Origin of the sequence: Pseudomonas sp. RU47, from assembly GCF_004011755.1 — a bacterium.
GTDB lineage: Bacteria > Pseudomonadota > Gammaproteobacteria > Pseudomonadales > Pseudomonadaceae > Aquipseudomonas.
In genome coordinates this window covers 5,566,590-5,587,968 of sequence record NZ_CP022411.1, presented here as the reverse complement: position 1 = coordinate 5,587,968, position 21,379 = coordinate 5,566,590, and the positions used below count along the sequence as shown (strand labels likewise).

Sequence of the window (21,379 nt, the reverse complement as noted above, 5' to 3'; positions counted from 1 at the left end):
GTCCATTAGATCAGCCCACGCTGAACGAGCACCTGGTGCGCTACAAGCGCGTCTTCAGCCAGGAACACATCAGCCATCTCTGAGGTTTTTACGGACAACTCGGCGTGGTGGATGCATACCGTTGGTCCGACCAGCATTTTTGTACAACTGACTCCGTTCAGTAGCTTGGGCAACTGCGCAAGGTTCATGGCTTTGCTGGAATACAGCAGTACGCCACGGGCTCGCAGATGTTCGACCGCCAGCGCCAGTTCGGCGGCCGGCAGCGGCCAGTCAAACACTTGCACCGGACAATCGGCGCTGCTGATCAGCCACGCGCATAGCCACAGATGAGGTTCCAGTGGCAGGTCGGAATGATTGATCAACAACAGCGGGGCGCCATGCAACTGACGATTGTTATGGTAGATGCGTGTGCCGAATTTGCTGCGTAACCACGAATAAAAGAACACCCGTTCCATCTGCGCGCCGAACTGGCCCTGCCAACGCTGCTCCAGTTCCGCCAGCAGCGGCATCAGCAATTGCTCGCACAACGTGCGTGGCGGGTACAGCGCCATGGCCTGATTGACGCTGTCGTCGAGGCTGCGTTCATTGAGCTGCGTGACGGCTGCCAGCAGGGTTTGGCGCAAGCGCTGCCAATCGTTTTCCACCGATTCGCTGAACGCCTGTGGTGCGTCGAGCAGCGGTTTGACCTGACTGACGGCAACACCACGGTTGAGCCAGGTGAGGATGGTCAGAATCTGTTGCACGTGTTCGGCCGAATACAGCCGGTGGCCCTTGGGCGTGCGTTGCGGCACAACCAACCCGTAGCGGCGTTCCCACGCGCGCAAAGTGATCGCGTTGACGCCGGTCTGCCGGGCGACTTCGCGAATCGGCAGCCAGCCTTCGTCGAGGGCTTTTTTAAAGTCCGCGCCAAGGTCTTCCTGGGCGCTGGTATCCATTTTGTCGTTCATTAGATTGCGTTTCGCAGGCTGAGGTTTTCCGGGTGCGGTTGCAGGTAAACCTGTTGCGCGATGTACGAATCCGGATGGAGGCGAAAGTGATGTTTGAGCAGCGTCAACGGCACCACCAGCGGCACAATGCCTTGGCGGTACTGGCCGATGACGTGTTGCATTTCCTGTTTGTCTTCGGCGCTGATTACCTGTTTCAGATAACCGCTGATGTGCAGCAGCACGTTGCAGTGGGTGCCTCGGGTGGCGCATTTTTTCAGCGCTGCCATCAGTTCGCTGAAGTAGCGTGGGCCGAGCTCGACGGGATCGCTGTGCGCCATGTTGCCGAGCAGTTTTCCCAGTGCTTTGTATTGCAGCGGGTTGTGCGCCATCAGCAAATATTTGTAGCGCGAGTGGAATTCGGTGAGGGCGCGGCGGCTCAGACCTTTCGCGAGGACTTGCTGCCATTCGCTGTAGGCGAATACGCGGGTGATGAAATTCTCGCGCAACACCGGATCATTGAGGCGCCCGGCTTCTTCCACGGGCAGATCCGGATGCCGTGCGCAGAACGCCTGGGCATAAATGCCGCGTCCGCCGCCATTCACCGGGGCACCGTTGGCGTGATAGACCTTGACCCGTTCCAGACCGCAGGACGGCGACTGCTGCATGAAGATGTAGCCGCAGATGTCATCCAGTTCGGCGGCCATTTTCTCGCCGTACTCAGCCAGTGGCTGGGTTACGTTGATCGCCCGGTTCACCGTGCCGACCGCTTGTGGATGTTCGGCCTCGCCGACGAGGCGGATCGGTTCGCGAGGAATGCCCAGGCCGATTGCGACCTCCGGACACACCGGGACGAAATCGAAATGCTCGGTGAGGGTGCGGCTGCACAGCCGTGATTCCTTGTGCCCACCGTTGTAGCGCACCTCGGCACCCAGCAGACAGGCGCTGATGGCGATTTTTGGTTTGGCTACGCAAGGATCTGACATGGGCACCTCGAATCTATACCTGTACAGAGGTAGATCTCTGTACAACTTTGCTCAGCATAGATTCATAGGTGTACAAGTCAAATTTTTTGTATAACTTTTTTGATTGAACGCAGTTCACTGTGGGAGTGAGCCTGCTCGCGAATGCGGTATGTCAGCAACATTGATGCTGACTGATACGACGCTATCGCGAGCAGGCTCACTCCTACAGGGGGGCTTTATTGCCAACCCAATAACCACTGATCGTTGTTCTTGAGGACTTGCCAATCGAGGCGTTCGGCACGCTTGGTCAGCACGGCCTGCAACTCGACTTCCAGCACTGTGCCTTCCTCGTCGCGAAACAACTCGGTGACCAGAAAGTGCTTTTCACGATTCTGCGGGTGAGCTGCTGTCCATTTCGACAGCAGCAATTTTTGCGGATTGATGCGGTTCATTGCAGGTGTTCATGCAAACGACGTGCAGCCTCCTGGCCACTGAGCCATGCGCCCTCGACGCGGCCCGACAGGCACCAGTCGCCACAGGCGTACAGGCCCAGATCGGCATCGGCCAGCGTGCCCCATTCGTGCCCCGTCGCGGGTCGCGCATAGAGCCAGCGGTGGGCGAGGCTGAAGGTCGGCGCAGGCATCGCGCTGTGCAGCAATTCGGCAAACGCACCGTGCAGTTGCTCGATCACCGCTTCCTTGGACAGGTCGATGTGTTGCCGGCTCCACGCGCTGGTGGCATGTAGCACCCAAGTGTCGAGGGTGGTATCGCGCCCTGGTTTGCTGCGGTTGCGCGCCAGCCAGTCGAGCGGGCTGTCCTGCACGAAACAACCTTCGATGGGGGTATCCAGCGGTGTGTCGAAGGCGAGGGCGACGGCCCAGGTCGGCTCCATTTTTACCCCGGCGGCGGCACCGGCCAGCTTCGGCGCAGCAGCCAGTAATGCAGTCGCTTGCGGGGCTGGCGTGGCGATCACCACGTGGCTGAACGGCCCGTGGGTGAAGCCTTCGGCGTCTTGCAGATGCCAGTGTTCCTCACCGCGATAGACCTCGGTAATCCGGCAGGCAAAATGCACTTCCAGGCCATCGAGCAGGCCACGGGTGATGGCGCTCATGCGCGGCGTACCGACCCAGCGGGTCTGCTCGTCCGGCGACAGATCCAGCTGCCCGCCCTGGTAGGTGTAGAGCTGTGGCGTCCACTCGGCGACCCAGCCCTGGCTTTGCCAACGCTGCACTTCGGTGACGAAGCGCCGGTCACGGGCGGTGAAATATTGCGCGCCCATGTCCAGCGAGCCAGCGTCGCTGCGCTTGCTCGACATGCGCCCGCCGCTGCCGCGACTCTTGTCGAATAATTGGATGGTATGCCCGCTCTCTGTCAGAGCCTGGGCGGCGGAGAGCCCGGCGATGCCGGTGCCGATGATTGCGATAGGTACAGTCATAGGGGCCTCGTTTACCTTTCTGTACAGACTACGCCGTGGATGAAACCTGTACAATTTTGTTTTTTGGTATAACTTCTAGCGTTCTCGTTCTGACAGCTTGGCCTATTGTTAAACAATAGAGCCTGCCCGATAGAAAAGATCCCTGCTTATAAAAATAGACTAGTGATCCGGGTTAAACGCCACGCGAGGAAGATGTCATGCACATATTGCTGACCGGCGGTACTGGTTTGATAGGACGTCAGCTCTGCCGACACTGGTTGGGGCAGGGCCATCGCCTGACGGTGTGGAGTCGCAAACCGGAGAAAGTCGCGAAAATCTGCGGCGCGCAGGTGCGTGGCATCGCGCGTCTCGAAGAGTTGGGTGACGAGCCGCTGGACGCGATCATCAACCTCGCTGGCGCGCCGATTGCCGATCGGCCGTGGACACATCGACGCAAAGCGTTGCTGTGGAGCAGTCGTATCAAGCTCACGGAAACCTTGCTGGCGTGGCTTGAAACGCGATCACAGAAACCGGCGCTGCTGATCTCCGGATCGGCCATTGGCTGGTACGGCGATGGCGGTGAGCGCGAACTGACGGAAGAGTCGCCGCCGGTGATCGACGATTTCGCCAGTCAGTTGTGTATTGCCTGGGAGGAAACCGCGCAACGGGCCGAGGCCCAAGGCATCCGTGTGGTGCTGGTGCGAACCGGGCTGGTGCTGTCGGCCGAGGGCGGCTTTTTGTCGCGCTTGTTATTGCCGTTCAAACTCGCGCTGGGCGGGCCTTTGGGCAATGGTCGGCAATGGATGCCGTGGATTCATATCAACGATCAAATCGCCCTGATTGATTTTCTTCTGCACCGCGATCAGGCCCGCGGTCCTTATAATGCCTGCGCGCCGAAACCTGTGCGCAATCGCGAATTTGCCAAGACGCTGGGCAGCGTTTTACACCGCCCGGCGTTCATGCCGATGCCGACGCTGGCACTGAAGGTCGGCCTCGGCGAGATGTCTTTGTTGTTGCTCGGCGGCCAGAAGGCTATGCCGGCACGCTTGCTGGAAGCGGGTTTCACTTTCCAGTTCACGGATTTACGTGCGGCCCTGGACGATCTCTCCAGCCGCCTCTGAAATAGGACGTTGCATGACCGATCACGCCTTGCTTCTGGTCAACCTGGGTTCCCCGGCCTCCACCTCGGTGGCCGATGTGCGCAGCTACCTCAATCAATTCCTGATGGACCCGTATGTGATCGACCTGCCGTGGCCGGTGCGGCGTCTGCTGGTGTCGCTGATCCTGATCAAACGCCCGGAGCAATCGGCCCACGCCTATGCCTCGATCTGGTGGGACGAAGGTTCGCCGCTGGTGGTGCTCAGCCGTCGCTTGCAGCAGCAAATGACCCGGCAATGGACGCATGGCCCGGTAGAACTGGCGATGCGTTACGGCGAGCCGTCGATTGAAACCTGCTTGCTGAAACTGGTGGCGGCAGGGCACAAGCGCATCACGCTGGCGCCGCTGTATCCACAGTTCGCCGACAGCACCACGACCACAGTGATCGAAGAAGCCAAGCGGGTCATCCGCGAAAAGAAACTCAACGTGCAACTGTCGGTGTTGCAGCCGTTCTACGATCAGCCGGAATACCTCGACGCGCTGGTTGCAAGCGCCAGGCCGCATCTGCAGCAGGATTACGATCACTTGCTGCTGAGCTTCCACGGTTTGCCCGAGCGGCATCTGACCAAACTCGATCCGACCGGCAATCATTGCTTCAAGAATGACGACTGCTGCAAGAACGCCTCGCCTGCGGTATTGGCGACGTGTTATCGCGCGCAATGCCTGCGTACTGCGGCGTTATTCGCTGAGCGCATGGGCCTGCCGGATGGCAAATGGTCGGTGTCGTTTCAGTCGCGTCTGGGCCGGGCCAAGTGGATCGAACCGTACACTGAGGCGCGCCTGGATGAGCTGGCGAAAAGTGGCGTGAAGAAGATTCTGGTGATGTGCCCGGCGTTTGTCGCCGATTGCATCGAGACGCTGGAAGAGATTGGTGATCGCGGCAAGGAACAGTTCCGCGAAGCGGGGGGCGAGGAGTTGGTGCTGGTGCCATGTCTGAACGATGACCCGCAATGGGCCAAGGCCTTGGCAACCCTCTGCGAACGAGCGCCGCTGGCCCTGTGATGATCGTTCCCACGCTCTGCGTGGGAATGCAGCCCGTGACGCTCCGCGTCACTGGACGCAGAGCGTCCCTAGAGGCATTCCCACGCAGAGCGTGGGAACGATCAGATCTAAAGGCTTAGATCAGCGGCTCATCCGCCTTCTTGTTCTTCCAGCCGTCATTGCCCGGCAGGATCAGGTTCAGCGCAATCGCCACCACCGCGCACAGCGCGATGCCTTTGAGGCCGAAGTCGTCCGGGCCGGTGCCGGTGCCGACCAGCACACCGCCAATCCCGAACACCAGCGTTACCGAGACAATCACCAGATTGCGCGCCTCGCCCAGATCGATCTTGTGACGGATCAGGGTGTTCATGCCCACCGCCGCGATCGAACCGAACAGCAAGCACAGAATCCCGCCCATCACCGGCACCGGAATGCTCTGCAGCAGTGCGCCGAACTTGCCGATGAACGCCAGGCTGATGGCGAAGATCGCCGCCCAGGTCATGATTTTCGGGTTGTAGTTCTTGGTCAGCATCACCGCGCCCGTCACTTCGGCGTAGGTGGTGTTGGGCGGACCGCCGAACAGACCGGCTGCGGTGGTGGCAATGCCGTCACCGAGCAGGGTGCGATGCAGGCCCGGCTTCTTCAGGTAATCGCGACCGGTCACGCTGCCGACGGCAATCACGCCACCGATGTGCTCAATCGCCGGGGCCAATGCCACCGGGACGATGAACAGAATCGCCTGCCAGTTGAATTCCGGCGCGGTGAAATGCGGAATCGCAAACCATGGCGCAGCGGCAATCTTCGCCGTGTCGACCACGCCGAAATAGAACGCCATAGCAAAACCGACCAGCACGCCGGAAATGATCGGCACCAGGCGGAAGATGCCTTTACCGAACACCGCCACGATCAACGTGGTCAGCAATGCCGGCATCGAGATCATCATCGCGGTCTGGTAGTGGATCAGTTCAGAGCCGTCGCCAGCCTTGCCCATCGCCATGTTCGCGGCAATCGGCGCCATGGCCAGACCGATGGAAATGATCACCGGACCAATCACCACCGGCGGCAGCAAACGGTCAATGAAGCCCGTGCCTTTGATCTTCACGGCAAGGCCGAGGAAGGTGTAGACGAAACCGGCCGCCATCACCCCGCCCATGGTCGCGGCGAGGCCGAACTGGCCCTTGGCGAGAATGATCGGGGTGATGAAAGCGAAGCTCGACGCCAGAAACACCGGCACCTGACGCCCGGTGACGATCTGGAACAGAATCGTTCCCAGACCTGCGGTAAACAGTGCCACGTTCGGGTCCAGGCCCGTGATCAGCGGCATCAGCACCAAAGCGCCGAAAGCCACGAACAGCATCTGGGCGCCGGACAGCACCGTGCGCCAGAGCGGATCGTTGAACTCTTGCTGCATGGTCACGCGTCCTTCTGCTTGGTGCCGAAGATCTTGTCACCGGCGTCGCCAAGTCCAGGGATGATGTAACCGTGCTCGTTCAAGCGCTCATCGATGGACGCGGTGTAGATGGTCACGTCCGGGTGAGCTTTTTCTACTGCAGCAATGCCTTCCGGCGCGGCAACCAGCACCATCGCGCGGATATCTTTGCAGCCGGCTTTCTTCAGCAGGTCAATGGTCGCAACCATCGAACTGCCGGTGGCGAGCATCGGGTCGATGATCATCGCCAACCGTTCGTCGATTTCCGGAACCAGTTTTTCCAGATAGGTGTGCGCTTGCAGGGTTTCTTCGTTGCGGGCGACACCCACAGCGGAAACCTTGGCACCCGGGATCAGGCTCAGCACGCCTTCAAGCATGCCGATGCCGGCGCGCAGAATCGGCACGACGGTAATCTTCTTGCCGGCGATTTTCTCGACCGAGACGGTGCCGCACCAGCCTGCAATATCGTAGGACTCCAGCGGCAGATCTTTTGTAGCTTCATAGGTCAACAGGGCGCCGACTTCCTGAGCGAGCTCTCGGAAGTTCTTGGTGCTGATATCGGCGCGGCGCATCAGGCCGAGTTTATGACGGATCAGCGGATGGCGGATCTCGAGGATGGGCATGGAAAAACTCCGGCGGCGGGCAAAAAAACCGGCCTAGATTAATCTATCCGAGGGTGATGTCCTATAGGACATTCTGTACGTTAGTCCATAAAGGCTTGATTCGGCCTCGATGGATGCGTACCTTTGCCCGCTTTTCCAATTCCGCCAACCCCTGGAGAGCGCCATGTCCGCTGATCTCGAGCATATCCGTCAAATCATGCGAGAGGCTGACTGCCTGTACACCGAATCTGAAGTCGAGGCCGCCATTGCCCGCGTCGGTGCACAAATCAACGAACAACTGGCCGACAGCAACCCGGTGGTGTTCTGCGTGATGAACGGCGGGCTGATTTTCTCCGGCAAACTGCTGACCCATCTGCAATTCCCGCTGGAAGCCTCCTACCTGCACGCGACCCGTTATCGCAACGAAACCAGCGGCGGCGACCTGTTCTGGAAAGCCAAGCCGGAAGTCTCGTTCATCGACCGCGACGTGCTGATCATCGACGATATCCTCGATGAAGGTCACACCCTCGGCGCGATCATCGACTTCTGCAAACACGCCGGCGCGCGCAAAGTGCACACCGCCGTGTTGATCGACAAGGATCACGACCGCAAGGCGCGTCCTGACCTGAAAGCCGATTTCGTCGGCCTGCCGTGCATTGACCGCTACATCTTCGGTTATGGCATGGACTACAAAGGCTACTGGCGCAACGCCAACGGGATTTTTGCCGTTAAAGGCATGTAATCCGCGCCTCGATCCAATGTGGGAGCGAGCCTGCTCGCGAAAGCGATCTTTCATTCGGGATAAGTGTTGAATGTGAAATCGCCTTCGCGAGCAGGCTCGCTCCCACAGTTGTTTTGTGTGTGCTGATCCATCCGTGATACCCATGCTAGAGTGCTCGGCCCCGCCCCCCCGGAGCTTGTCATGCGCCTCTTGATCCGCAGCCTCGCCGCGCTTTTACTGATCCTCAGTCTGCCGCTGTCCGCCGCGCCGATGCACAGCCAGTTCCTGCCGCCGGACGATCTGACCGTGCGCGATGCCGAACCCGAGCAGCAGCAACTCATGCAAGTCACCGACTATGCCGTAGTGGTGGGCGCGCAACGTCAGTCCAACCAGCAACCGATTCCTGTCACCTCGCCGCTGATGATCCGCCTCAAAGGCAAATCCCTGAACAAGGGCGCGACGATCACCCAAGTGCTGGTCAATTTCGACGGCGAAAGCAAAAGCCTGAAAAAGCCGGTCTACGACGACAAGAGCAAGACCCTGACGCTGTTTTATCCGCTGGCCCAATACCGCGTGATCATCGATCTGCTGCGCAACGACACTGTGTATGTGCAGTTCCTCAGTTACGCCAATGGCCACATCTGGGCCGATTTGCACACCGGCGCTGTGCGATCGCGTTGAGCCGGGCGGCCGGGCAGGGGTAAACTGCCCGCCCCGTGTAATGTCTGCGAGCTGGAGTCGGCAATGCGTAAAGATAAGAAACAAGTGATTGGTGACGAGATCGGCGATGAGCAGATCAAGCTGTTCCTCGATTTTGAGCCGGTCGACGCCACTTCGCCGTCGCTGCACAAACTGATCAAGGCTTACCGTGGCCTGCGTATCGACGACTTCGAACGCTTTCTGGGTTTCTTCGTTGCAGCTGGTTATGACGTGGATGGCAAGGACGAGCAGGGCAAGACCTTCGTTGAGGTGATAGCCGATCAGCGCAACGCCCCGGAATACATTGAGCTGATCGAAAAGTCCCGCACCTGAGGCTTTTCCCAGGCATAAAAAAACGCCCCGCGCTCACTGAGTACGGGGCGTTTTTTATGCGGCAAGATCAAGCGTAGCTTGGGGTCTCGCTGCTTTCTTCAACCAGTTCCAGCGCGATGTTGTTCTGCGTGTTGATCTTGCGATACAGCGCAGCATCGGTTTCCAGGACCTTTTCACGGGCCGGGAAGATCTCTGCCAGTTTGCCAGCCCACTCGCCCTTGGCCTTGGCCGGGAAGCACTTCTCGATCAGCTCGAGCATGATCGAAACGGTCACCGACGCACCCGGCGAAGCGCCGAGCAAGGCGGCGAGGGAGCCGTCCTTGGCCGAGACCAGTTCGGTACCGAACTGCAGGATGCCGCCCTTTTTCGGGTCTTTCTTGATGATCTGCACCCGTTGGCCGGCCACTTCCAGGCGCCAGTCTTCGGCTTTCGCCTCAGGGTAGAAGCGGCGCAGGGAATCCAGACGCTGCTCCATCGATTGCATCACTTCGCTGACCAGGTACTTGGTCAGGTCCATGTTGTTTTTCGCCACGGCCAGCATCGGCCCGATGTTGCCGGCGCGAACCGACAGCGGCAGATCCATGAAGGAGCCGTGCTTGAGGAACTTGGTGGTGAAACCGGCGTACGGCCCGAACAGCAGGGATTTCTTGCCGTCGACCACGCGGGTGTCCAGGTGCGGCACCGACATCGGTGGCGAACCCACTGCTGCCTGGCTGTAGACCTTGGCCTGGTGGTGCTTGACCACTTCCGGATTGTCGCAACGCAGCCACTGGCCGCTGATCGGGAAGCCGCCGAAGCCTTTGCTTTCTTCGATGCCCGAGGCTTGCAGCAACGGCAGGGCCGCGCCGCCAGCACCGAGGAAAACGAACTTGGCGTCGACTTCGCGGGTGTTACCGTTGTTGACGTCCTTGATGCTGACGGTCCAGCCGGCGCCGTTACGCTTGAGGCCAGTGACGCGCTTGCAGTATTTGACTTGAGTGTCCGGGGCGCTGGTCAGGTGCTTGAGCAACTGATTGGTCAGGGCGCCGAAGTTGACGTCGGTGCCGTTCATCACGCGAGTGGCAGCGAGGACTTCGTCCGGCGAGCGGCCCGGCATCATCAGCGGCATCCACTCGGCCATTTTGGCCTTGTCTTCGGTGTACTCCATGTCGGAGAAGGCGTGATGCTTGTGCAGGACGTCGAAACGTTCCTTGAGGAAGGAAACGCCTTTGTCACCCTGGACGAAACTCAGGTGCGGCACCGGGCTGATAAAGGATTTGCACGAGCCGAACGTGCCTTTCTTGGTCAGGTACGACCAGAACTGCTTCGACACCTCGAACTGGGTGTTGATGTGCACGGCTTTCTTGATGTCGACGGTGCCATCAGCGGCTTGCGGCGTGTAGTTCAGCTCGCACAGACCGGCGTGGCCGGTACCGGCGTTGTTCCAAGGGTTGGAACTCTCTGCGGCACCGGAATCCATCAGCTCGACGACTTCCAGCTTGATCGCGGGGTCGAGCTCTTTGAGCAGCACGGCCAGAGTGGCACTCATGATGCCCGCCCCAACCAGAACTACGTCGACTGCTTCGTTATGCGCCATTTAACGCGTCTCCAAAATCTGCAGCACCAAATTGTCGGCATGGCTGCCAGGCGTTCCGGGACAGGTCAGTGATGTCCGGGCTATCCGTGGTCAGGTTCGCCATGTCCGAATCTTCGCAATTTTTCGCAACTTCGACGGATGTATGCGGCCTGGCTTCAAGAGCTCCATGAACTCATTTCAGCACGCGGCTGGCAATTCGACTTATGGTCGAGACATCCGTTTTTGTGCAACCAAATCCGTAGCGGACAGGCTTCAGGCTCCGATATTCGAGGTATACCCGGTCCTGTGTCGTTGGGCTGTTTCAGACGCTAATGGTGCATGTTCAGACGCAAAACTTTTCATTTGCTCGCCACACTCTTGTGAAGTTGTGAAAACCCGTTTTTTTCACGCTCTTTTGAAGACGTGAACCTCAAAAAAGGGCTGTCCAGGCCTGGCACCTTGCCCGAGGGCAAAAACAACGCGGTGGCCGAGCGTCATGACAGCTCTGCAGATTCGCGAAAAGCGGGGTTTTTGCCGGAAGAACAGGCAAGCGCGCCAACTTCACTCGATCTGTGTGGGCGGCTCTCTGTGGGCGATTTTGGGTGTCGATGCATGCGCATTGACGCTGTTGCGGGGCCCGATCAGGAGACGTCCTTATAATCGGGGGGAGATTGTATCGAAGAAATGCGGGCAGTTGCTCGTGTTTAATGACTTTTATTAGGCATCCGGTCAGATGCTCAACATCGCTTGCACCCGTGCACGGGGCTGCGACGCTATGACGCGGGCGCTGGCGGGCAGTGGCTGGTGCAACCAGTTGAGGCGGATTTCTTCGATTTCCACCCAGCCATCGCCCATCGGTTGCAGGCTGCACTGCTTGAATGCCTGGCAATGGCCGTTGCGATCGAGCAGAGCGAAGCTGCGGTGCAGCGGGCGTGGCGAGAACAACGAGATCAGATAACGCATGATTGAGTACCTTGTGGGGGACTGATTGCAAGGTTGCCAAGGCGCCGTGACGTGAACGTGTATGCCGGGTGAATAATCTGTGACAGGAACCGCTTTCCCGCGGGTTTGTCAGACATTTCAGTATTCACTGTCGGGCGCTGGTTACCCGCAGTGGCCCACCGCTATACTGCCGGCCTGTTTGTGCCTGATTCTGGAGAGAAGAGCATGTTGCAACGCCTGTTGTTCGGTTTGATCACTGTGGCCGGTTTGACCTTGGCCGGCTGCGCCCACAGCCCGCAACAACTGAACCCGGAGCCGAAGCTGACCACCCAGCTGCCAGCGGTCGGTCGTGGCCAGCCTGTTGTCGTGCGTGTAGTAGACGGTCGTCCGTCGCCAACTTTGGGCACGCGTGGCGGTCTGTACCCGGAAACCAGCGCCATCACCGTGCAGCGCGAGCAGATCCTGCCCAAGCTGCAGGCTCAGGCTGAAGCCGCCGTGCGTCTGCTCGGTTTCACCCCGACCAATAACGCGCCGAATGCTCCGCAGTTGACCGTGACCCTGGCCGAGCTGAAGTATCAGTCGCCGAAAGAAGGCATGTACGTGACTGAGGCGACCATCGGCGCGACCTTCCGCTCCGACGTGCAGAACGCCAACCGCCGTTACAGCGGCCGTTACGGCGCTTCGCTGGACCAGCGTTTCGGCATGGCGCCGAACCAGGAAACCAACACCAAACTGGTCAGCGATGTGTTGAGTGATGCGCTGACGCGTCTGTTCAAGGATCCGACTGTGGGTCAGGTTCTGGCCGAGTAAGTTTTCGGCAGATGTGAAAAAGCCCGGGGCCAGTGATGGTTCCGGGCTTTTTTGTGGGTGTCAGGATTGAAATTTTGTGTTGGATGAACAATCGATCCCCCTCACCCCAGTCCTCTCCCCCAAGGGGGGCGAGGGGGAAAGGGAGCCGATCGGGGGCTTTTCAGAATCTGAGTTCGGCTCGATATTTCAGGTCGATGTACCTCGAATAAACACCTCGGTCAGTCCCCTCTCCCTTTGGGAGAGGGCTAGGGTGAGGGGCTTTTGCTTTCAGGCAGCCTGCGAGTAAAAGTCGAGAACGCTGACACCCGTCAGCAAATCCGTCTCCGGCAAATCCGCATGCTGATGCCCGCCCAGTGCGCAATACACCAGCCAATGGCGATCCTGAACATTGAAGGCGAGGCTGCCGACGAGGCTTTGCTGCTCGTCGTAAGGGGTAATGAGATAAAGACGATCCTGGTTTTCAGCGTGAAGCATGTCGCGTTCCATGTGTGTTTCGAGGCGCGCAGGGTGGCCTATCCACATGACGAAGCCGTGACACAGGACAGCCATCGGTCGATTGTCAGGTAATTTGTCGCAAAGGCTGGGGCAGGGGAGCAAGGTTTCGGTAGAATCCGCGCCGCGGTCGTCGGTCTGGCGTCTGCCATACCGGTTCAGATAGAGGTCTGTGATGTCGCTGCACTTGATGACGCTGTTTACCGCCCATCCCGCCAAGTTGATCAACTTGCTGGCACTGCTGTTGGCGTTTCCGGGCAGTTGGCTGCTGCACGCCACTCGTCGCCGTGAACAGCGCGCGATGGCCAGCATTGCCGCCCAGCGTCAGGCGCAACCGAACGCCGAGCCGATCCTCGATTGGGCGACCTTGCGCATGAACCGGTTTTTCTATCGATTTGGTTTTGCTTGTCTGGGACTGGCACTGATCGTCTCCTGGATCAGCACCCGCTTCTAACAGCATCAGGCATGAAAAACGGCGCCGAGGGCGCCGTTTTTTGTATCTGGGGTAAACCGCTTACAACGGCAACCCAGCCTTGACCCGATACTGATTACGTACCGGCGTCGCGTATTGCAGCACCAGATACGGACGGTGCTCTGCAGGGCATGCATCCAGCCGGCTCTGCCATTCTTCCTGCGCCTTGGCCAGCTCATCAGCCGGAAACACATCGGCAGCTTTCGGCACGTGCAGTTGCGGATCGGCGTCAGCCCACTGCGCGTACGCCAGGTAATGCACCGGAAACAGGCGATAGCCGCCGAGAATCTGCTTGTCCATTTCGACCGCCAATTGCTTGGTGTCTTCGAACAGCTCAGTGATCGGTGCAGCAAAGTTCACATGCACGCGGCCCTTGTAGCCGGTGATGCCCTTGGCAATGCTCACATCATCCTCGCCCGGCGCTTTCGCGTAGGTGCCGGTGGTCGCGCGGATGTACAGCTCGCGGGCTTTGGCCTGGTCGCACGGGTCGTATTCGTAGCTGATCGACACCGGGGTGACATTCAGCGAGCGGATCACTTCGCCGAACGGCTCGTCCTTGCGGCTCATGTGGAACATCTTGAGGATCGCCGACTCGGTGCGGTCGTCGCCGTCCTTCGCCCGACCTTCGGCCTGAGCGATCCAGATCGACGCGCAATCGTTGCGGATCGAGTGGTTGATGTACGCCGACAACAGTTGATACGCAGCCATTTTCTCGCGGCGGCCGGTGATCGAACGGTGGACGATGAAGCTCTTGTTCAAACGCATCAGGTCGCTGACAAACGGTTTTTGCAGCAGGTTGTCGCCAATCGCGATGCGCGGCGTCGGCAGGCCAGCGTGGTACACGGCGTAGTTGACGAAGGCCGGGTCCATCACGATATCGCGGTGGTTGGCGATGAACAGATAGGCGCTGCCGGACTTGAATTGCTCGACACCGGTGTAGGTCACGCCGTCGGTGGCGCGCTCGATGGTGTGGTCGACGTAGGACTCGACCTTGTCCTGCAACGTCGCCACCGACGTCACGTCGGCGAACTCACGACGCAGCCGATGGGCTATAAGTGGTTTGAGCATCCAGCCGAAGGCACCGGCAAAACGCGGGAAGCGGAAGTGGGTGAGGATATCTAGAAACGCCTTGTCGCCGAGCAGTCTTGCCAGTACCACAGGTACTTCGCTGTCGTCGTAAGGTCGGATGGCATCGAATTCGCCCATCATGCTCTCTTGTTGGAAACGGCTAGGGTAAGTAAAGGTTTTGATCGAAAACCCGCGGGGCACGGTCTGAAAAAGTAGCCAGACAAAAATAGCCCTGCAAATAGACCGGCGATTATACGCACAAGTCACTTGGGAGACCGCGATGCTGGAAACCGCTGAATACGAATGTCCTTATTGTGGGGAAGCAGTAGAGACGACGCTGGACCTGTCCGGTGGAGATCAGACTTACATCGAGGACTGTCAGGTGTGTTGTCAGCCAATAACGTTCGTGTTGCAGGTTCATGGAGAGGAATGGCATCTGGAAGTCTTCAGCGAAAACGAGTGAGGCGCGCCCATGCAGCGAATCTACGAGCCGGAAAACCTGATGGAAGGTGAAATGCTCAAGGGCATGCTCGCCAGCGAAGGCATCGAGGCGCACTTGATTGGCCGCGATTTGCTCGGTGGAACGGGCGAGCTGCCGATCTTCGGTCTGTTGGGCTTGTCCGTCGATAACGATCAGGCCGAATACGCTCGCGAGCTGATCACCGCGTACAATGCCGCGCTGCCGCTGCCCGGCGATGAACCGGAGAGCTTCCCCGGAACGCTGGTCTGTTAGGCTGAGCTTCGTTTTACTTCAGAGTCGTGTTGCCCCATGTGTGGACGTTATGCCCTGTTTCGCTGGAACCGCGATTTCGCGGCCCTGCCAGGTTTTCCCGCCGATCAGCAGGCGCAGTGGAACATTTCCCCCAATGATTCGGTGTTGATGCTGCGCGCCGCTGAAGACGGCCAGCGCACCTTGGCGCGCGCCCGTTGGGGGCTGACACCGCCGTGGCTGACCGATCTGTCGAGAACCCCGGCGCATGCCCGGGCGGAAACCGTGGCCGAGCAGCCGATGTTTCGTGAGGCGCTGCGCCAGCGTCGCTGCCTGCTGCCGGCGAATGGTTTCTATGAATGGCGCGGGACCCAGCGCAAGCGCCCGTTCTGGCTAACGCCGGGGGAGGGCTCTTCGCTGTTTTTTGCGGCGATCTGGGAGGCGTATCCGGTGCAGGAACAGGTGTGGTTGAGTACGGCGGTGATCACTCAGCCGGCGTCGAGTCAGCGGCGGCCGTTGATTCTCGATGAGGCGGGGCAGGCGGCGTGGCTCGATCCCGAAACGCCATTGCATGTGTTGCAAGGGTTGCTGGCCAGTGAACCGGCGGCGCTGCGTGAGCGGGTGTTGGCGAATCTGATCAATGATCCGAAGCTCAATGGGCCGGAGTGTTTGACCCCGGGTTAAAGACTGTAGATCAAAAGCCCCTCACCCTAGCCCTCTCCCGGAGGGAGAGGGGACTGATTGGGGGATATTGACGAAATGCACCGACTTGAACGCTCAGCTTGGAATCCATAATCGACTGGTTATTTCAGGTCGATGTATGACGGGAGACAACTCGGTCAGTCCCCTCTCCCTCTGGGAGAGGGTTAGGGTGAGGGTGCTTTTCGCTTTTCAGACCTTGAACTGATTGATCAACCGCCGCTGCTGCTCCGCCAGCTTGGTCAAATCGGCACTCGCCGAACTCGACTCATCCGCGCCACCCGCCACTTCATTCGCCACTTGCCCGATGTTGATCACATTGCGGTTGATGTCATCGGCCACCGCACTCTGCTCTTCCGCCGCACTGGCAATCTGCGTGTTCATGTCGTTGATCACCGAAACTGCCTGAGTAATCGTTTCCAGCGCTTGAGCCGCTTTCGCCGCGTGCTGCACGCTTTCATCAGTGCGGTTCTGGCTGTCTTCCATGACCCGCACCACGTCGCGTGTGCCCTGTTGCAGTTGCTGGATCATGCTCTGGATTTCTTCGGTGGCTTTCTGGGTTTTCTGCGCCAGATTGCGCACCTCGTCGGCGACCACGGCAAAACCGCGACCTTGCTCACCGGCACGCGCCGCTTCAATCGCCGCGTTCAGGGCCAGCAGATTGGTCTGCTCGGCAATCCCGCGAATCGCCGTGAGAATCGCGTTGATGTTTTCGCTGTCCTTGGCCAGCGTCTGCACCACGTCTACGGCTTTGCCAATTTCCACTGCCAGCACGCCAATCGAATTCGAGGTGTCGCGGACGATCTGCATGCCCTGACTGGCCGCTTGATCGGCGTGACTGGCGGCTTGCGCAGCCTGCGTTGCGTTGCGCGCCACGTCCTGGGCAGTGGCGGTCATTTCCTGCACTGCGGTGGCCACCTGATCGATCTCGGCCATTTGTTTCTGGATGCCGATGTTGGTGCGTATCGCGATGTCGGCGGTGTGTTCCGAAGAATCGCTGACGCTCTGCACCGACGTCACCACTTGGGTGATCATCGCCTGCAACTTGGCGAGGAAGGTGTTGAAGCCTTTGGCGATCGAGCCCAATTCATCGCTGCGATCGCTGCTCAAACGTCGTGTCAGATCACCTTCACCCTGAGCGATGTCATTGAGCATCGCGACCATTTGCTTCAGCGGTCGGGCGATGCCGTGGCCGACCAGCCAGATCACCAGCAAGCCGAGGCCGGCGATGAGCAGACCGACCATGGCCATGCCGAAGGTGTCGGATTTACGCTGGGCGTCCAGATCGCTCTGCAGTTTTTGCAGATCGGCCATCACCGCGTTGAGCGGCAATTGCAGCATCAATGTCCAGCGCGCATCGGTCTGGCCGATGCCGAACGGCAGGTACAACTCGATGCGGCCCTTGTCCTTGTTGACCGAGTAAGTCACTTCGCCGCGTTTGAGATTGGCCAGGTTGCCGATCTGCTCGGCGTCGAGGATATCGCTGACTTTTTCGCCGAATTTGCTGGCGTCTTTGGTATAGGCAACGATCCGGCCGTTGCCGCCAATCAGGGCCATTTGCCCGGCGCCGCTGTACAGCTTTTGGTTGGCTGCGAGAAGCATTTCCTGAATGAAGTTCACCGACAGGTCAGCACCGACGATGCCCTGGAAAGCGCCGTTGAGCATGATCGGTTCAATGAAAGAGGCGAGCATGACGATCTTGTCGCCGACCTTGTACGGCGCCGGATCGATCACGCAGGCTTTCTTCGTTTCCTTCGAGCACAAGTAGTATTCGCTGGCGCGCACGCCAGTGGACAGGGTCTTCTGATCGTCGACGTCGACCAGTTTGTCCAGGCCGAGGGTGCGGTCATCGTTGCGGAACCACCACGGCAGGAAGCGCCCGTTGGACGCGTCGATGCCCACGACGCTAGTGCCGATGTAGGCCGCGTCATTGTGGTCGAGGGCATTCTTTTCCCAGCCGATGTAGGTGCCGAGAATCTTCGGGTTCTTTTCGACGTTCTCTTTGATCAGGCTGATCAGTTGTTCGCGGCTGACAGTGAGGCGCGGCTGGCCATCGGCGTCCGGCGTGCCGAGCAGGGCGTTGACCCGCACCAGTCCGCCGGCAATCAGCAGCGGCGCTTCAAGTTCGCGCTGGATCTGGCTGACCTGGGTTTGCGCCAGCGAGGTCAGGCGCTGTTCGATGACTTGCTCGAACTGCGCCTGGGTGCGTTGTTGCACCATCTCTTGCGTGCGCGCACCGGAGAACAGCGCATACAGCACCAGCGCGGCGACCACACTGAGCACGATGGCGCCGGCCAGGGCGGCGACGGAAAACTGGATCGACTTGAACTTCATGGGAGCTCCGCACGCAAGAGGACGTCTGCGGTGATATATCGGCAGGCGGCATTGGGCCATGAGCGCGGGCAGTGGCAATTGAACGCCGATGTCGCAAATGGATCAGTGCGCGACGCAGTGGCAGAGGCTCTGCCGTTGCTGTGAATTTTTTACGACAGCCATGGTGGGAAACGTCTGAAAGTCGCTGCAGCACGTCCGTTGTATCTGGCGTCGATACAATTACCCGCCTAGGATACGCGACAGGTTTTCAGGGAGCTTTTGAATGAACAAGACAATGGTTGTAAGTGCACTGGGCGCAGCGCTGTTGCTGGCCGGTTGTCAGTCGGTCAACACCACCAGCGGCGGTGCCGTGGGTGTGGAGCGCAAGCAGTACATGTTCAGCATGCTGTCCTCGCAAGAGGTCGACCAGATGTATGCCCAGTCGTATCAGAAGACTGTCGGTGAAGCCTCCAGCAAAGGTGTGCTGGACAAGACCAGTCCTGAGGCCAAGCGGGTTCAGGCAATTGCCAATCGCTTGATCGCCCAGGCGCCGAACTTCCGTCCGGATTCGGCGCAGTGGCAGTGGGAAGTCAATCTGATCAAGAGCGACGAGCTCAACGCCAACTGCGGGCCTGGCGGCAAGATCATTTTCTACACCGGGCTGATTGACAGCCTGAAGCTCACCGACGATGAAATCGCCGCGGTCATGGGCCATGAAATCGCCCACGCCCTGCGCGAGCATGGTCGTGAAGCAATGTCCAAAGCCTACGGGATTGAAATGGCCAAGCAGGGCGCAGGTGCATTGCTTGGTCTGGGTCAGGACAGTCTGGCGCTGGCCGATACGGTGGCCAACTACGGCATGACGTTGCCGAACAGCCGTGCCAACGAAAACGAAGCCGACCTGATCGGTCTGGAACTGGCCGCACGCGCCGGTTACAACCCGAACGCCGCGATCACTTTGTGGAACAAGATGAGCAAAGCGTCGGAAGGTTCGCCGCCGGAGTTCATGAGCACTCACCCGGCCTCGACCAGCCGGATTGCCTCGTTGCAGGCGGCGATCCCGAAAGTCATGCCGCTGTACGAACAGGCCCCGAAATCCTGAGTCGGTGATCGTTCCCACGCTCTGCGTGGGAATGCCTCTAAGGACGCTCCGCGTTCCAAAAGGGACGCAGAGCGTCCCCGGCTGCATTCCCACGCAGAGCGTGGGAACGATCCTTCTCTCAGGGTTAAACCCAGCCACTGCTCTGCATCGCTTTGTACACCGCAACAATTGCCAGAATCATGAACGCCGAAGCTGCGAGGCGACGGATCAGGGTCAGTGGCAATTTGTCGGCGGCAAAGTTACCGGCCAATACCACCGGCACGTTTGCAATCAACATGCCCGCTGTCGTACCGATAATCACCAGCCACAGATCCGGGTATTGCGCCGCGAGCATCACCGTGGCGACCTGAGTCTTGTCGCCCATTTCCGCCAGGAAGAATGCAATCAGTGTGGTCAGGAAAGGCCCGAACTTGCGCGCGGTGCTGGTTTCATCGTCGTCCATTTTGTCCGGCACCAGCGTCCACAGCGCCGTGGCCGTGAAGCTCGCGGCGAGGATCCAGTGCAGCGTCGCATTTGAGAAGAAACTGCCGAACCAGGCGCCTACCGCACCGGCTGCTGCGTGGTTGGCCAGGGTCGCGGCGACAATACCGGCAATGATCGGCCAGGGTTTGCGGAAGCGAGCGGCGAGAATCAGCGCGAGCAGTTGCGTCTTGTCGCCGATTTCGGCCAAGGCAACGATTGCGGTGGGAACGAGTAACGAGTCCAGCATCAGGATTTCCTAAGGGGCGGGTCGACACGGCTATGACACGTACAGCCTTCCCGCCCCGGGTAAGGTGTGCGTGTCATAGGTCTTGTCAAACCCTGCGATCCGTCTGTTGCGGACGCTTGGGTCGCATACGCCATGATCTGAGGATCAAGTATGTTGACGTATGCCGGACGAGCTTGGCGCTCGTGGGAGACTACTCCCCTAGGACGGAGCGGATTCTGCCTAGGCAAATCCGATTGAGCAAGCCTCTTTTTTAAAACAAGTTTCAGCCGCGCTTGGCTCGGTAAATCCGGAAACCATTGCCTTCAGCCTTGATCGCGCACACGCCAAGATGCTCCTCGATCAGCGGTTGATACTTGAGGAAGCTGTTCGCGACCAAGCGCAGTTCGCCGCCGTTTTTTAGATGTTTGGCTGCTTTTCGCAGCAAGTTCTCCGTAGCGAAATAATCGGTGTGCACGCCGACATGAAACGGCGGGTTGCTCAGAATCGCATTCAAACCCATCGGCGCAGCATCGATACCATCCCCCGTCAGCACTTCAGCTTCCAGACCGTTGGCCGCCAGCGTCAGACGGCTGCTGGCAGCGGCAAACGCATCCACATCCAGCAACGTCACTTGATTGTGCGGATAGCGACGTTTTACCGCAGCCCCCAACACGCCAGCGCCGCAACCGAAGTCGAGCAAATGGCCGCTCGGCAATTTGTCCAGATGCTCCAGCAACAGGGCGCTGCCGCGATCCAGGCGACCGTGGCTGAACACGCCCGGCAGGCTGATGACTTTCAACGGGCCTTCAGCCAGTGGCAATTCATAGGTCTGCGCCAGGCTTTCCAATGATTTCGCTTCCGGGGCATTGGCCACAGTCACTTGCCACAACTGGCAGTGCCGCGCGCTGTCGAGCTTGCGCGGCTTGCCGAACGGGTTGAGCTGCTTGGACGCGCCTTCGATGCCGCTGCGTTTTTCCCCGACCAGAAACACTTCACGCCCGGCCAGACGTGAGGCCACGGCGTTGAGGATGTAATCGGTCAGGTCCTTGGACTTGGGCAGAAACACCACGGCGCTGTCGAACTCGCGCTCGGGAATGTTCACGCCGAAATGGCTGCGACCCTCGAAGCGTGCGTCCAGCGCAGCTTGATCGCCGGCATGCCAGCACCAGCCGAATGCATTGGGCAGGCGCCCGAGCAAATCGTCGGCGGGCAAACCGGCCAACAACAACGAACCTTGAAACAACTCGGGCTGACGAAGCAGTACTTCACTGCGCGGATCCATAACTGCTCCTCAAAAAAAAGTG

The 21,379-nt window shown here is 59.3% G+C and carries 24 protein-coding genes and 1 riboswitch; of the genes, 11 read left to right on the top strand and 13 right to left on the bottom strand.

What is annotated here, in order from left to right:
* Positions 1-5: 5 nt before the first annotated feature.
* The 4 genes from CCX46_RS25445 to CCX46_RS25430 form a co-directional block, all read right to left on the bottom strand.
* Positions 6-947 (bottom strand): MerR family transcriptional regulator, encoded by a 942-nt coding sequence (locus tag CCX46_RS25445; protein ID WP_127929744.1) that lies wholly within the window; start codon positions 945-947, stop codon positions 6-8.
* Positions 947-1,909, bottom strand: coding sequence for a YbgA family protein (locus CCX46_RS25440; RefSeq protein ID WP_127929743.1), 963 nt, complete (start codon positions 1,907-1,909; stop codon positions 947-949). Before CCX46_RS25440 ends, CCX46_RS25445 begins: the two co-directional genes overlap by 1 nt.
* 215 nt (positions 1,910-2,124) lie before the next feature.
* Positions 2,125-2,340 (bottom strand): TIGR02450 family Trp-rich protein, encoded by a 216-nt coding sequence (locus CCX46_RS25435; protein ID WP_127929742.1) that lies wholly within the window; start codon positions 2,338-2,340, stop codon positions 2,125-2,127.
* On the bottom strand, positions 2,337-3,323 hold the full coding sequence (locus CCX46_RS25430) for an NAD(P)/FAD-dependent oxidoreductase (RefSeq protein ID WP_127929741.1): 987 nt from the start codon (positions 3,321-3,323) through the stop codon (positions 2,337-2,339). Before CCX46_RS25430 ends, CCX46_RS25435 begins: the two co-directional genes overlap by 4 nt.
* 197 nt (positions 3,324-3,520) lie before the next feature.
* Here CCX46_RS25430 and CCX46_RS25425 point away from each other — a divergent pair, with 197 nt between their 5' ends.
* Both CCX46_RS25425 and hemH read left to right on the top strand, forming a co-directional pair.
* Positions 3,521-4,423 carry a TIGR01777 family oxidoreductase gene (locus tag CCX46_RS25425; RefSeq protein WP_127929740.1) on the top strand — a complete coding sequence of 301 codons (903 nt, stop codon included), beginning with the start codon at positions 3,521-3,523 and terminating at the stop codon, positions 4,421-4,423.
* Positions 4,424-4,436: 13 nt separating this feature from the next.
* Entirely contained in the window at positions 4,437-5,462 is a 1,026-nt protein-coding gene (gene hemH, locus CCX46_RS25420) for a ferrochelatase (protein ID WP_127929739.1), read from the top strand.
* Between the two features lie 115 nt (positions 5,463-5,577).
* Here hemH and CCX46_RS25415 read toward each other — a convergent pair whose 3' ends face one another.
* Positions 5,578-6,852, bottom strand: coding sequence for a uracil-xanthine permease family protein (locus CCX46_RS25415; RefSeq protein WP_007912843.1), 1,275 nt, complete (start codon positions 6,850-6,852; stop codon positions 5,578-5,580).
* Between the two features lie 2 nt (positions 6,853-6,854).
* Positions 6,855-7,493 carry a uracil phosphoribosyltransferase gene (gene upp, locus CCX46_RS25410; protein WP_007912842.1) on the bottom strand — a complete coding sequence of 213 codons (639 nt, stop codon included), beginning with the start codon at positions 7,491-7,493 and terminating at the stop codon, positions 6,855-6,857.
* A 163-nt stretch (positions 7,494-7,656) separates the two neighbouring features.
* Here upp and CCX46_RS25405 point away from each other — a divergent pair, with 163 nt between their 5' ends.
* The 3 genes from CCX46_RS25405 (at position 7,657) to CCX46_RS25395 (ending at position 9,225) form a co-directional block, all read left to right on the top strand.
* A complete protein-coding gene (locus CCX46_RS25405; protein ID WP_016987197.1) occupies positions 7,657-8,214 on the top strand; it encodes a hypoxanthine-guanine phosphoribosyltransferase in 558 nt (185 codons plus the stop codon).
* 180 nt (positions 8,215-8,394) lie between these two features.
* Positions 8,395-8,874 (top strand): hypothetical protein, encoded by a 480-nt coding sequence (locus CCX46_RS25400; RefSeq protein WP_127929738.1) that lies wholly within the window; start codon positions 8,395-8,397, stop codon positions 8,872-8,874.
* A 63-nt stretch (positions 8,875-8,937) separates the two neighbouring features.
* Entirely contained in the window at positions 8,938-9,225 is a 288-nt protein-coding gene (locus tag CCX46_RS25395; RefSeq protein ID WP_127929737.1) for a PA4642 family protein, read from the top strand.
* A gap of 67 nt (positions 9,226-9,292) precedes the next feature.
* On the opposite strand, the gene mqo is transcribed toward CCX46_RS25395, so the two are convergent.
* Positions 9,293-10,801, bottom strand: coding sequence for a malate dehydrogenase (quinone) (mqo, locus tag CCX46_RS25390; RefSeq protein WP_127929736.1), 1,509 nt, complete (start codon positions 10,799-10,801; stop codon positions 9,293-9,295).
* Between the two features lie 708 nt (positions 10,802-11,509).
* A complete protein-coding gene (locus tag CCX46_RS25385) occupies positions 11,510-11,743 on the bottom strand; it encodes a hypothetical protein (RefSeq protein WP_127929735.1) in 234 nt (77 codons plus the stop codon).
* Positions 11,744-11,947: 204 nt separating this feature from the next.
* Between CCX46_RS25385 and CCX46_RS25380 the strand changes: the two genes are divergently transcribed.
* Entirely contained in the window at positions 11,948-12,532 is a 585-nt protein-coding gene (locus tag CCX46_RS25380; RefSeq protein ID WP_008086137.1) for a YajG family lipoprotein, read from the top strand.
* 267 nt (positions 12,533-12,799) lie between these two features.
* Here the strand turns inward: CCX46_RS25380 and CCX46_RS25375 are convergent, their stop codons facing one another.
* Positions 12,800-13,006, bottom strand: coding sequence for a hypothetical protein (locus tag CCX46_RS25375; RefSeq protein ID WP_008083982.1), 207 nt, complete (start codon positions 13,004-13,006; stop codon positions 12,800-12,802).
* Between the two features lie 193 nt (positions 13,007-13,199).
* Here CCX46_RS25375 and CCX46_RS25370 point away from each other — a divergent pair, with 193 nt between their 5' ends.
* Positions 13,200-13,478 carry a hypothetical protein gene (locus tag CCX46_RS25370; RefSeq protein WP_016985168.1) on the top strand — a complete coding sequence of 93 codons (279 nt, stop codon included), beginning with the start codon at positions 13,200-13,202 and terminating at the stop codon, positions 13,476-13,478.
* A 60-nt stretch (positions 13,479-13,538) separates the two neighbouring features.
* Here CCX46_RS25370 and CCX46_RS25365 read toward each other — a convergent pair whose 3' ends face one another.
* A complete protein-coding gene (locus CCX46_RS25365; protein ID WP_177413883.1) occupies positions 13,539-14,702 on the bottom strand; it encodes a 1-acyl-sn-glycerol-3-phosphate acyltransferase in 1,164 nt (387 codons plus the stop codon).
* Positions 14,703-14,844: 142 nt separating this feature from the next.
* Here CCX46_RS25365 and CCX46_RS25360 point away from each other — a divergent pair, with 142 nt between their 5' ends.
* From CCX46_RS25360 to CCX46_RS25350, 3 genes are read left to right on the top strand one after another with little or no spacing between them, the layout of a single operon-like run.
* Positions 14,845-15,027 carry a CPXCG motif-containing cysteine-rich protein gene (locus tag CCX46_RS25360; protein ID WP_127929733.1) on the top strand — a complete coding sequence of 61 codons (183 nt, stop codon included), beginning with the start codon at positions 14,845-14,847 and terminating at the stop codon, positions 15,025-15,027.
* Between the two features lie 9 nt (positions 15,028-15,036).
* Positions 15,037-15,297, top strand: a complete 261-nt coding sequence (locus CCX46_RS25355; protein ID WP_007912819.1) for a putative signal transducing protein — start codon at positions 15,037-15,039, stop codon at positions 15,295-15,297.
* Positions 15,298-15,333: 36 nt separating this feature from the next.
* A complete protein-coding gene (locus tag CCX46_RS25350) occupies positions 15,334-15,957 on the top strand; it encodes an SOS response-associated peptidase (RefSeq protein WP_127929732.1) in 624 nt (207 codons plus the stop codon).
* Between the two features lie 207 nt (positions 15,958-16,164).
* On the opposite strand, the gene CCX46_RS25345 is transcribed toward CCX46_RS25350, so the two are convergent.
* A complete protein-coding gene (locus CCX46_RS25345) occupies positions 16,165-18,306 on the bottom strand; it encodes a methyl-accepting chemotaxis protein (protein ID WP_127929731.1) in 2,142 nt (713 codons plus the stop codon).
* Positions 18,307-18,568: 262 nt separating this feature from the next.
* Here CCX46_RS25345 and CCX46_RS25340 point away from each other — a divergent pair, with 262 nt between their 5' ends.
* On the top strand, positions 18,569-19,387 hold the full coding sequence (locus CCX46_RS25340) for a M48 family metallopeptidase (RefSeq protein ID WP_127929730.1): 819 nt from the start codon (positions 18,569-18,571) through the stop codon (positions 19,385-19,387).
* A 124-nt stretch (positions 19,388-19,511) separates the two neighbouring features.
* On the opposite strand, the gene CCX46_RS25335 is transcribed toward CCX46_RS25340, so the two are convergent.
* Both CCX46_RS25335 and CCX46_RS25330 read right to left on the bottom strand, forming a co-directional pair.
* Positions 19,512-20,096, bottom strand: a complete 585-nt coding sequence (locus CCX46_RS25335) for a TMEM165/GDT1 family protein (RefSeq protein WP_007912813.1) — start codon at positions 20,094-20,096, stop codon at positions 19,512-19,514.
* Positions 20,097-20,183: 87 nt separating this feature from the next.
* Positions 20,184-20,308, bottom strand: a riboswitch (yybP-ykoY riboswitch).
* A gap of 50 nt (positions 20,309-20,358) precedes the next feature.
* A complete protein-coding gene (locus tag CCX46_RS25330) occupies positions 20,359-21,357 on the bottom strand; it encodes a class I SAM-dependent methyltransferase (protein ID WP_077574494.1) in 999 nt (332 codons plus the stop codon).
* Between the last annotated feature and the right edge of the window lie 22 nt (positions 21,358-21,379).

Bases quoted from the DNA above. Each gene is read 5' to 3' on its own strand.
- CCX46_RS25445 (WP_127929744.1), bottom strand. From the start codon at position 947: ATGAACGACAAAATGGATACCAGCGCCCAGGAAGACCTTGGCGCGGAC.
- CCX46_RS25440 (WP_127929743.1), bottom strand. From the start codon at position 1,909: ATGTCAGATCCTTGCGTAGCCAAACCAAAAATCGCCATCAGCGCCTGT.
- CCX46_RS25435 (WP_127929742.1), bottom strand. From the start codon at position 2,340: ATGAACCGCATCAATCCGCAAAAATTGCTGCTGTCGAAATGGACAGCA.
- CCX46_RS25430 (WP_127929741.1), bottom strand. From the start codon at position 3,323: ATGACTGTACCTATCGCAATCATCGGCACCGGCATCGCCGGGCTCTCC.
- CCX46_RS25425 (WP_127929740.1), top strand. From the start codon at position 3,521: ATGCACATATTGCTGACCGGCGGTACTGGTTTGATAGGACGTCAGCTC.
- hemH (WP_127929739.1), top strand. From the start codon at position 4,437: ATGACCGATCACGCCTTGCTTCTGGTCAACCTGGGTTCCCCGGCCTCC.
- CCX46_RS25415 (WP_007912843.1), bottom strand. From the start codon at position 6,852: ATGCAGCAAGAGTTCAACGATCCGCTCTGGCGCACGGTGCTGTCCGGC.
- upp (WP_007912842.1), bottom strand. From the start codon at position 7,493: ATGCCCATCCTCGAGATCCGCCATCCGCTGATCCGTCATAAACTCGGC.
- CCX46_RS25405 (WP_016987197.1), top strand. From the start codon at position 7,657: ATGTCCGCTGATCTCGAGCATATCCGTCAAATCATGCGAGAGGCTGAC.
- CCX46_RS25400 (WP_127929738.1), top strand. From the start codon at position 8,395: ATGCGCCTCTTGATCCGCAGCCTCGCCGCGCTTTTACTGATCCTCAGT.
- CCX46_RS25395 (WP_127929737.1), top strand. From the start codon at position 8,938: ATGCGTAAAGATAAGAAACAAGTGATTGGTGACGAGATCGGCGATGAG.
- mqo (WP_127929736.1), bottom strand. From the start codon at position 10,801: ATGGCGCATAACGAAGCAGTCGACGTAGTTCTGGTTGGGGCGGGCATC.
- CCX46_RS25385 (WP_127929735.1), bottom strand. From the start codon at position 11,743: ATGCGTTATCTGATCTCGTTGTTCTCGCCACGCCCGCTGCACCGCAGC.
- CCX46_RS25380 (WP_008086137.1), top strand. From the start codon at position 11,948: ATGTTGCAACGCCTGTTGTTCGGTTTGATCACTGTGGCCGGTTTGACC.
- CCX46_RS25375 (WP_008083982.1), bottom strand. From the start codon at position 13,006: ATGCTTCACGCTGAAAACCAGGATCGTCTTTATCTCATTACCCCTTAC.
- CCX46_RS25370 (WP_016985168.1), top strand. From the start codon at position 13,200: ATGTCGCTGCACTTGATGACGCTGTTTACCGCCCATCCCGCCAAGTTG.
- CCX46_RS25365 (WP_177413883.1), bottom strand. From the start codon at position 14,702: ATGGGCGAATTCGATGCCATCCGACCTTACGACGACAGCGAAGTACCT.
- CCX46_RS25360 (WP_127929733.1), top strand. From the start codon at position 14,845: ATGCTGGAAACCGCTGAATACGAATGTCCTTATTGTGGGGAAGCAGTA.
- CCX46_RS25355 (WP_007912819.1), top strand. From the start codon at position 15,037: ATGCAGCGAATCTACGAGCCGGAAAACCTGATGGAAGGTGAAATGCTC.
- CCX46_RS25350 (WP_127929732.1), top strand. From the start codon at position 15,334: ATGTGTGGACGTTATGCCCTGTTTCGCTGGAACCGCGATTTCGCGGCC.
- CCX46_RS25345 (WP_127929731.1), bottom strand. From the start codon at position 18,306: ATGAAGTTCAAGTCGATCCAGTTTTCCGTCGCCGCCCTGGCCGGCGCC.
- CCX46_RS25340 (WP_127929730.1), top strand. From the start codon at position 18,569: ATGAACAAGACAATGGTTGTAAGTGCACTGGGCGCAGCGCTGTTGCTG.
- CCX46_RS25335 (WP_007912813.1), bottom strand. From the start codon at position 20,096: ATGCTGGACTCGTTACTCGTTCCCACCGCAATCGTTGCCTTGGCCGAA.
- CCX46_RS25330 (WP_077574494.1), bottom strand. From the start codon at position 21,357: ATGGATCCGCGCAGTGAAGTACTGCTTCGTCAGCCCGAGTTGTTTCAA.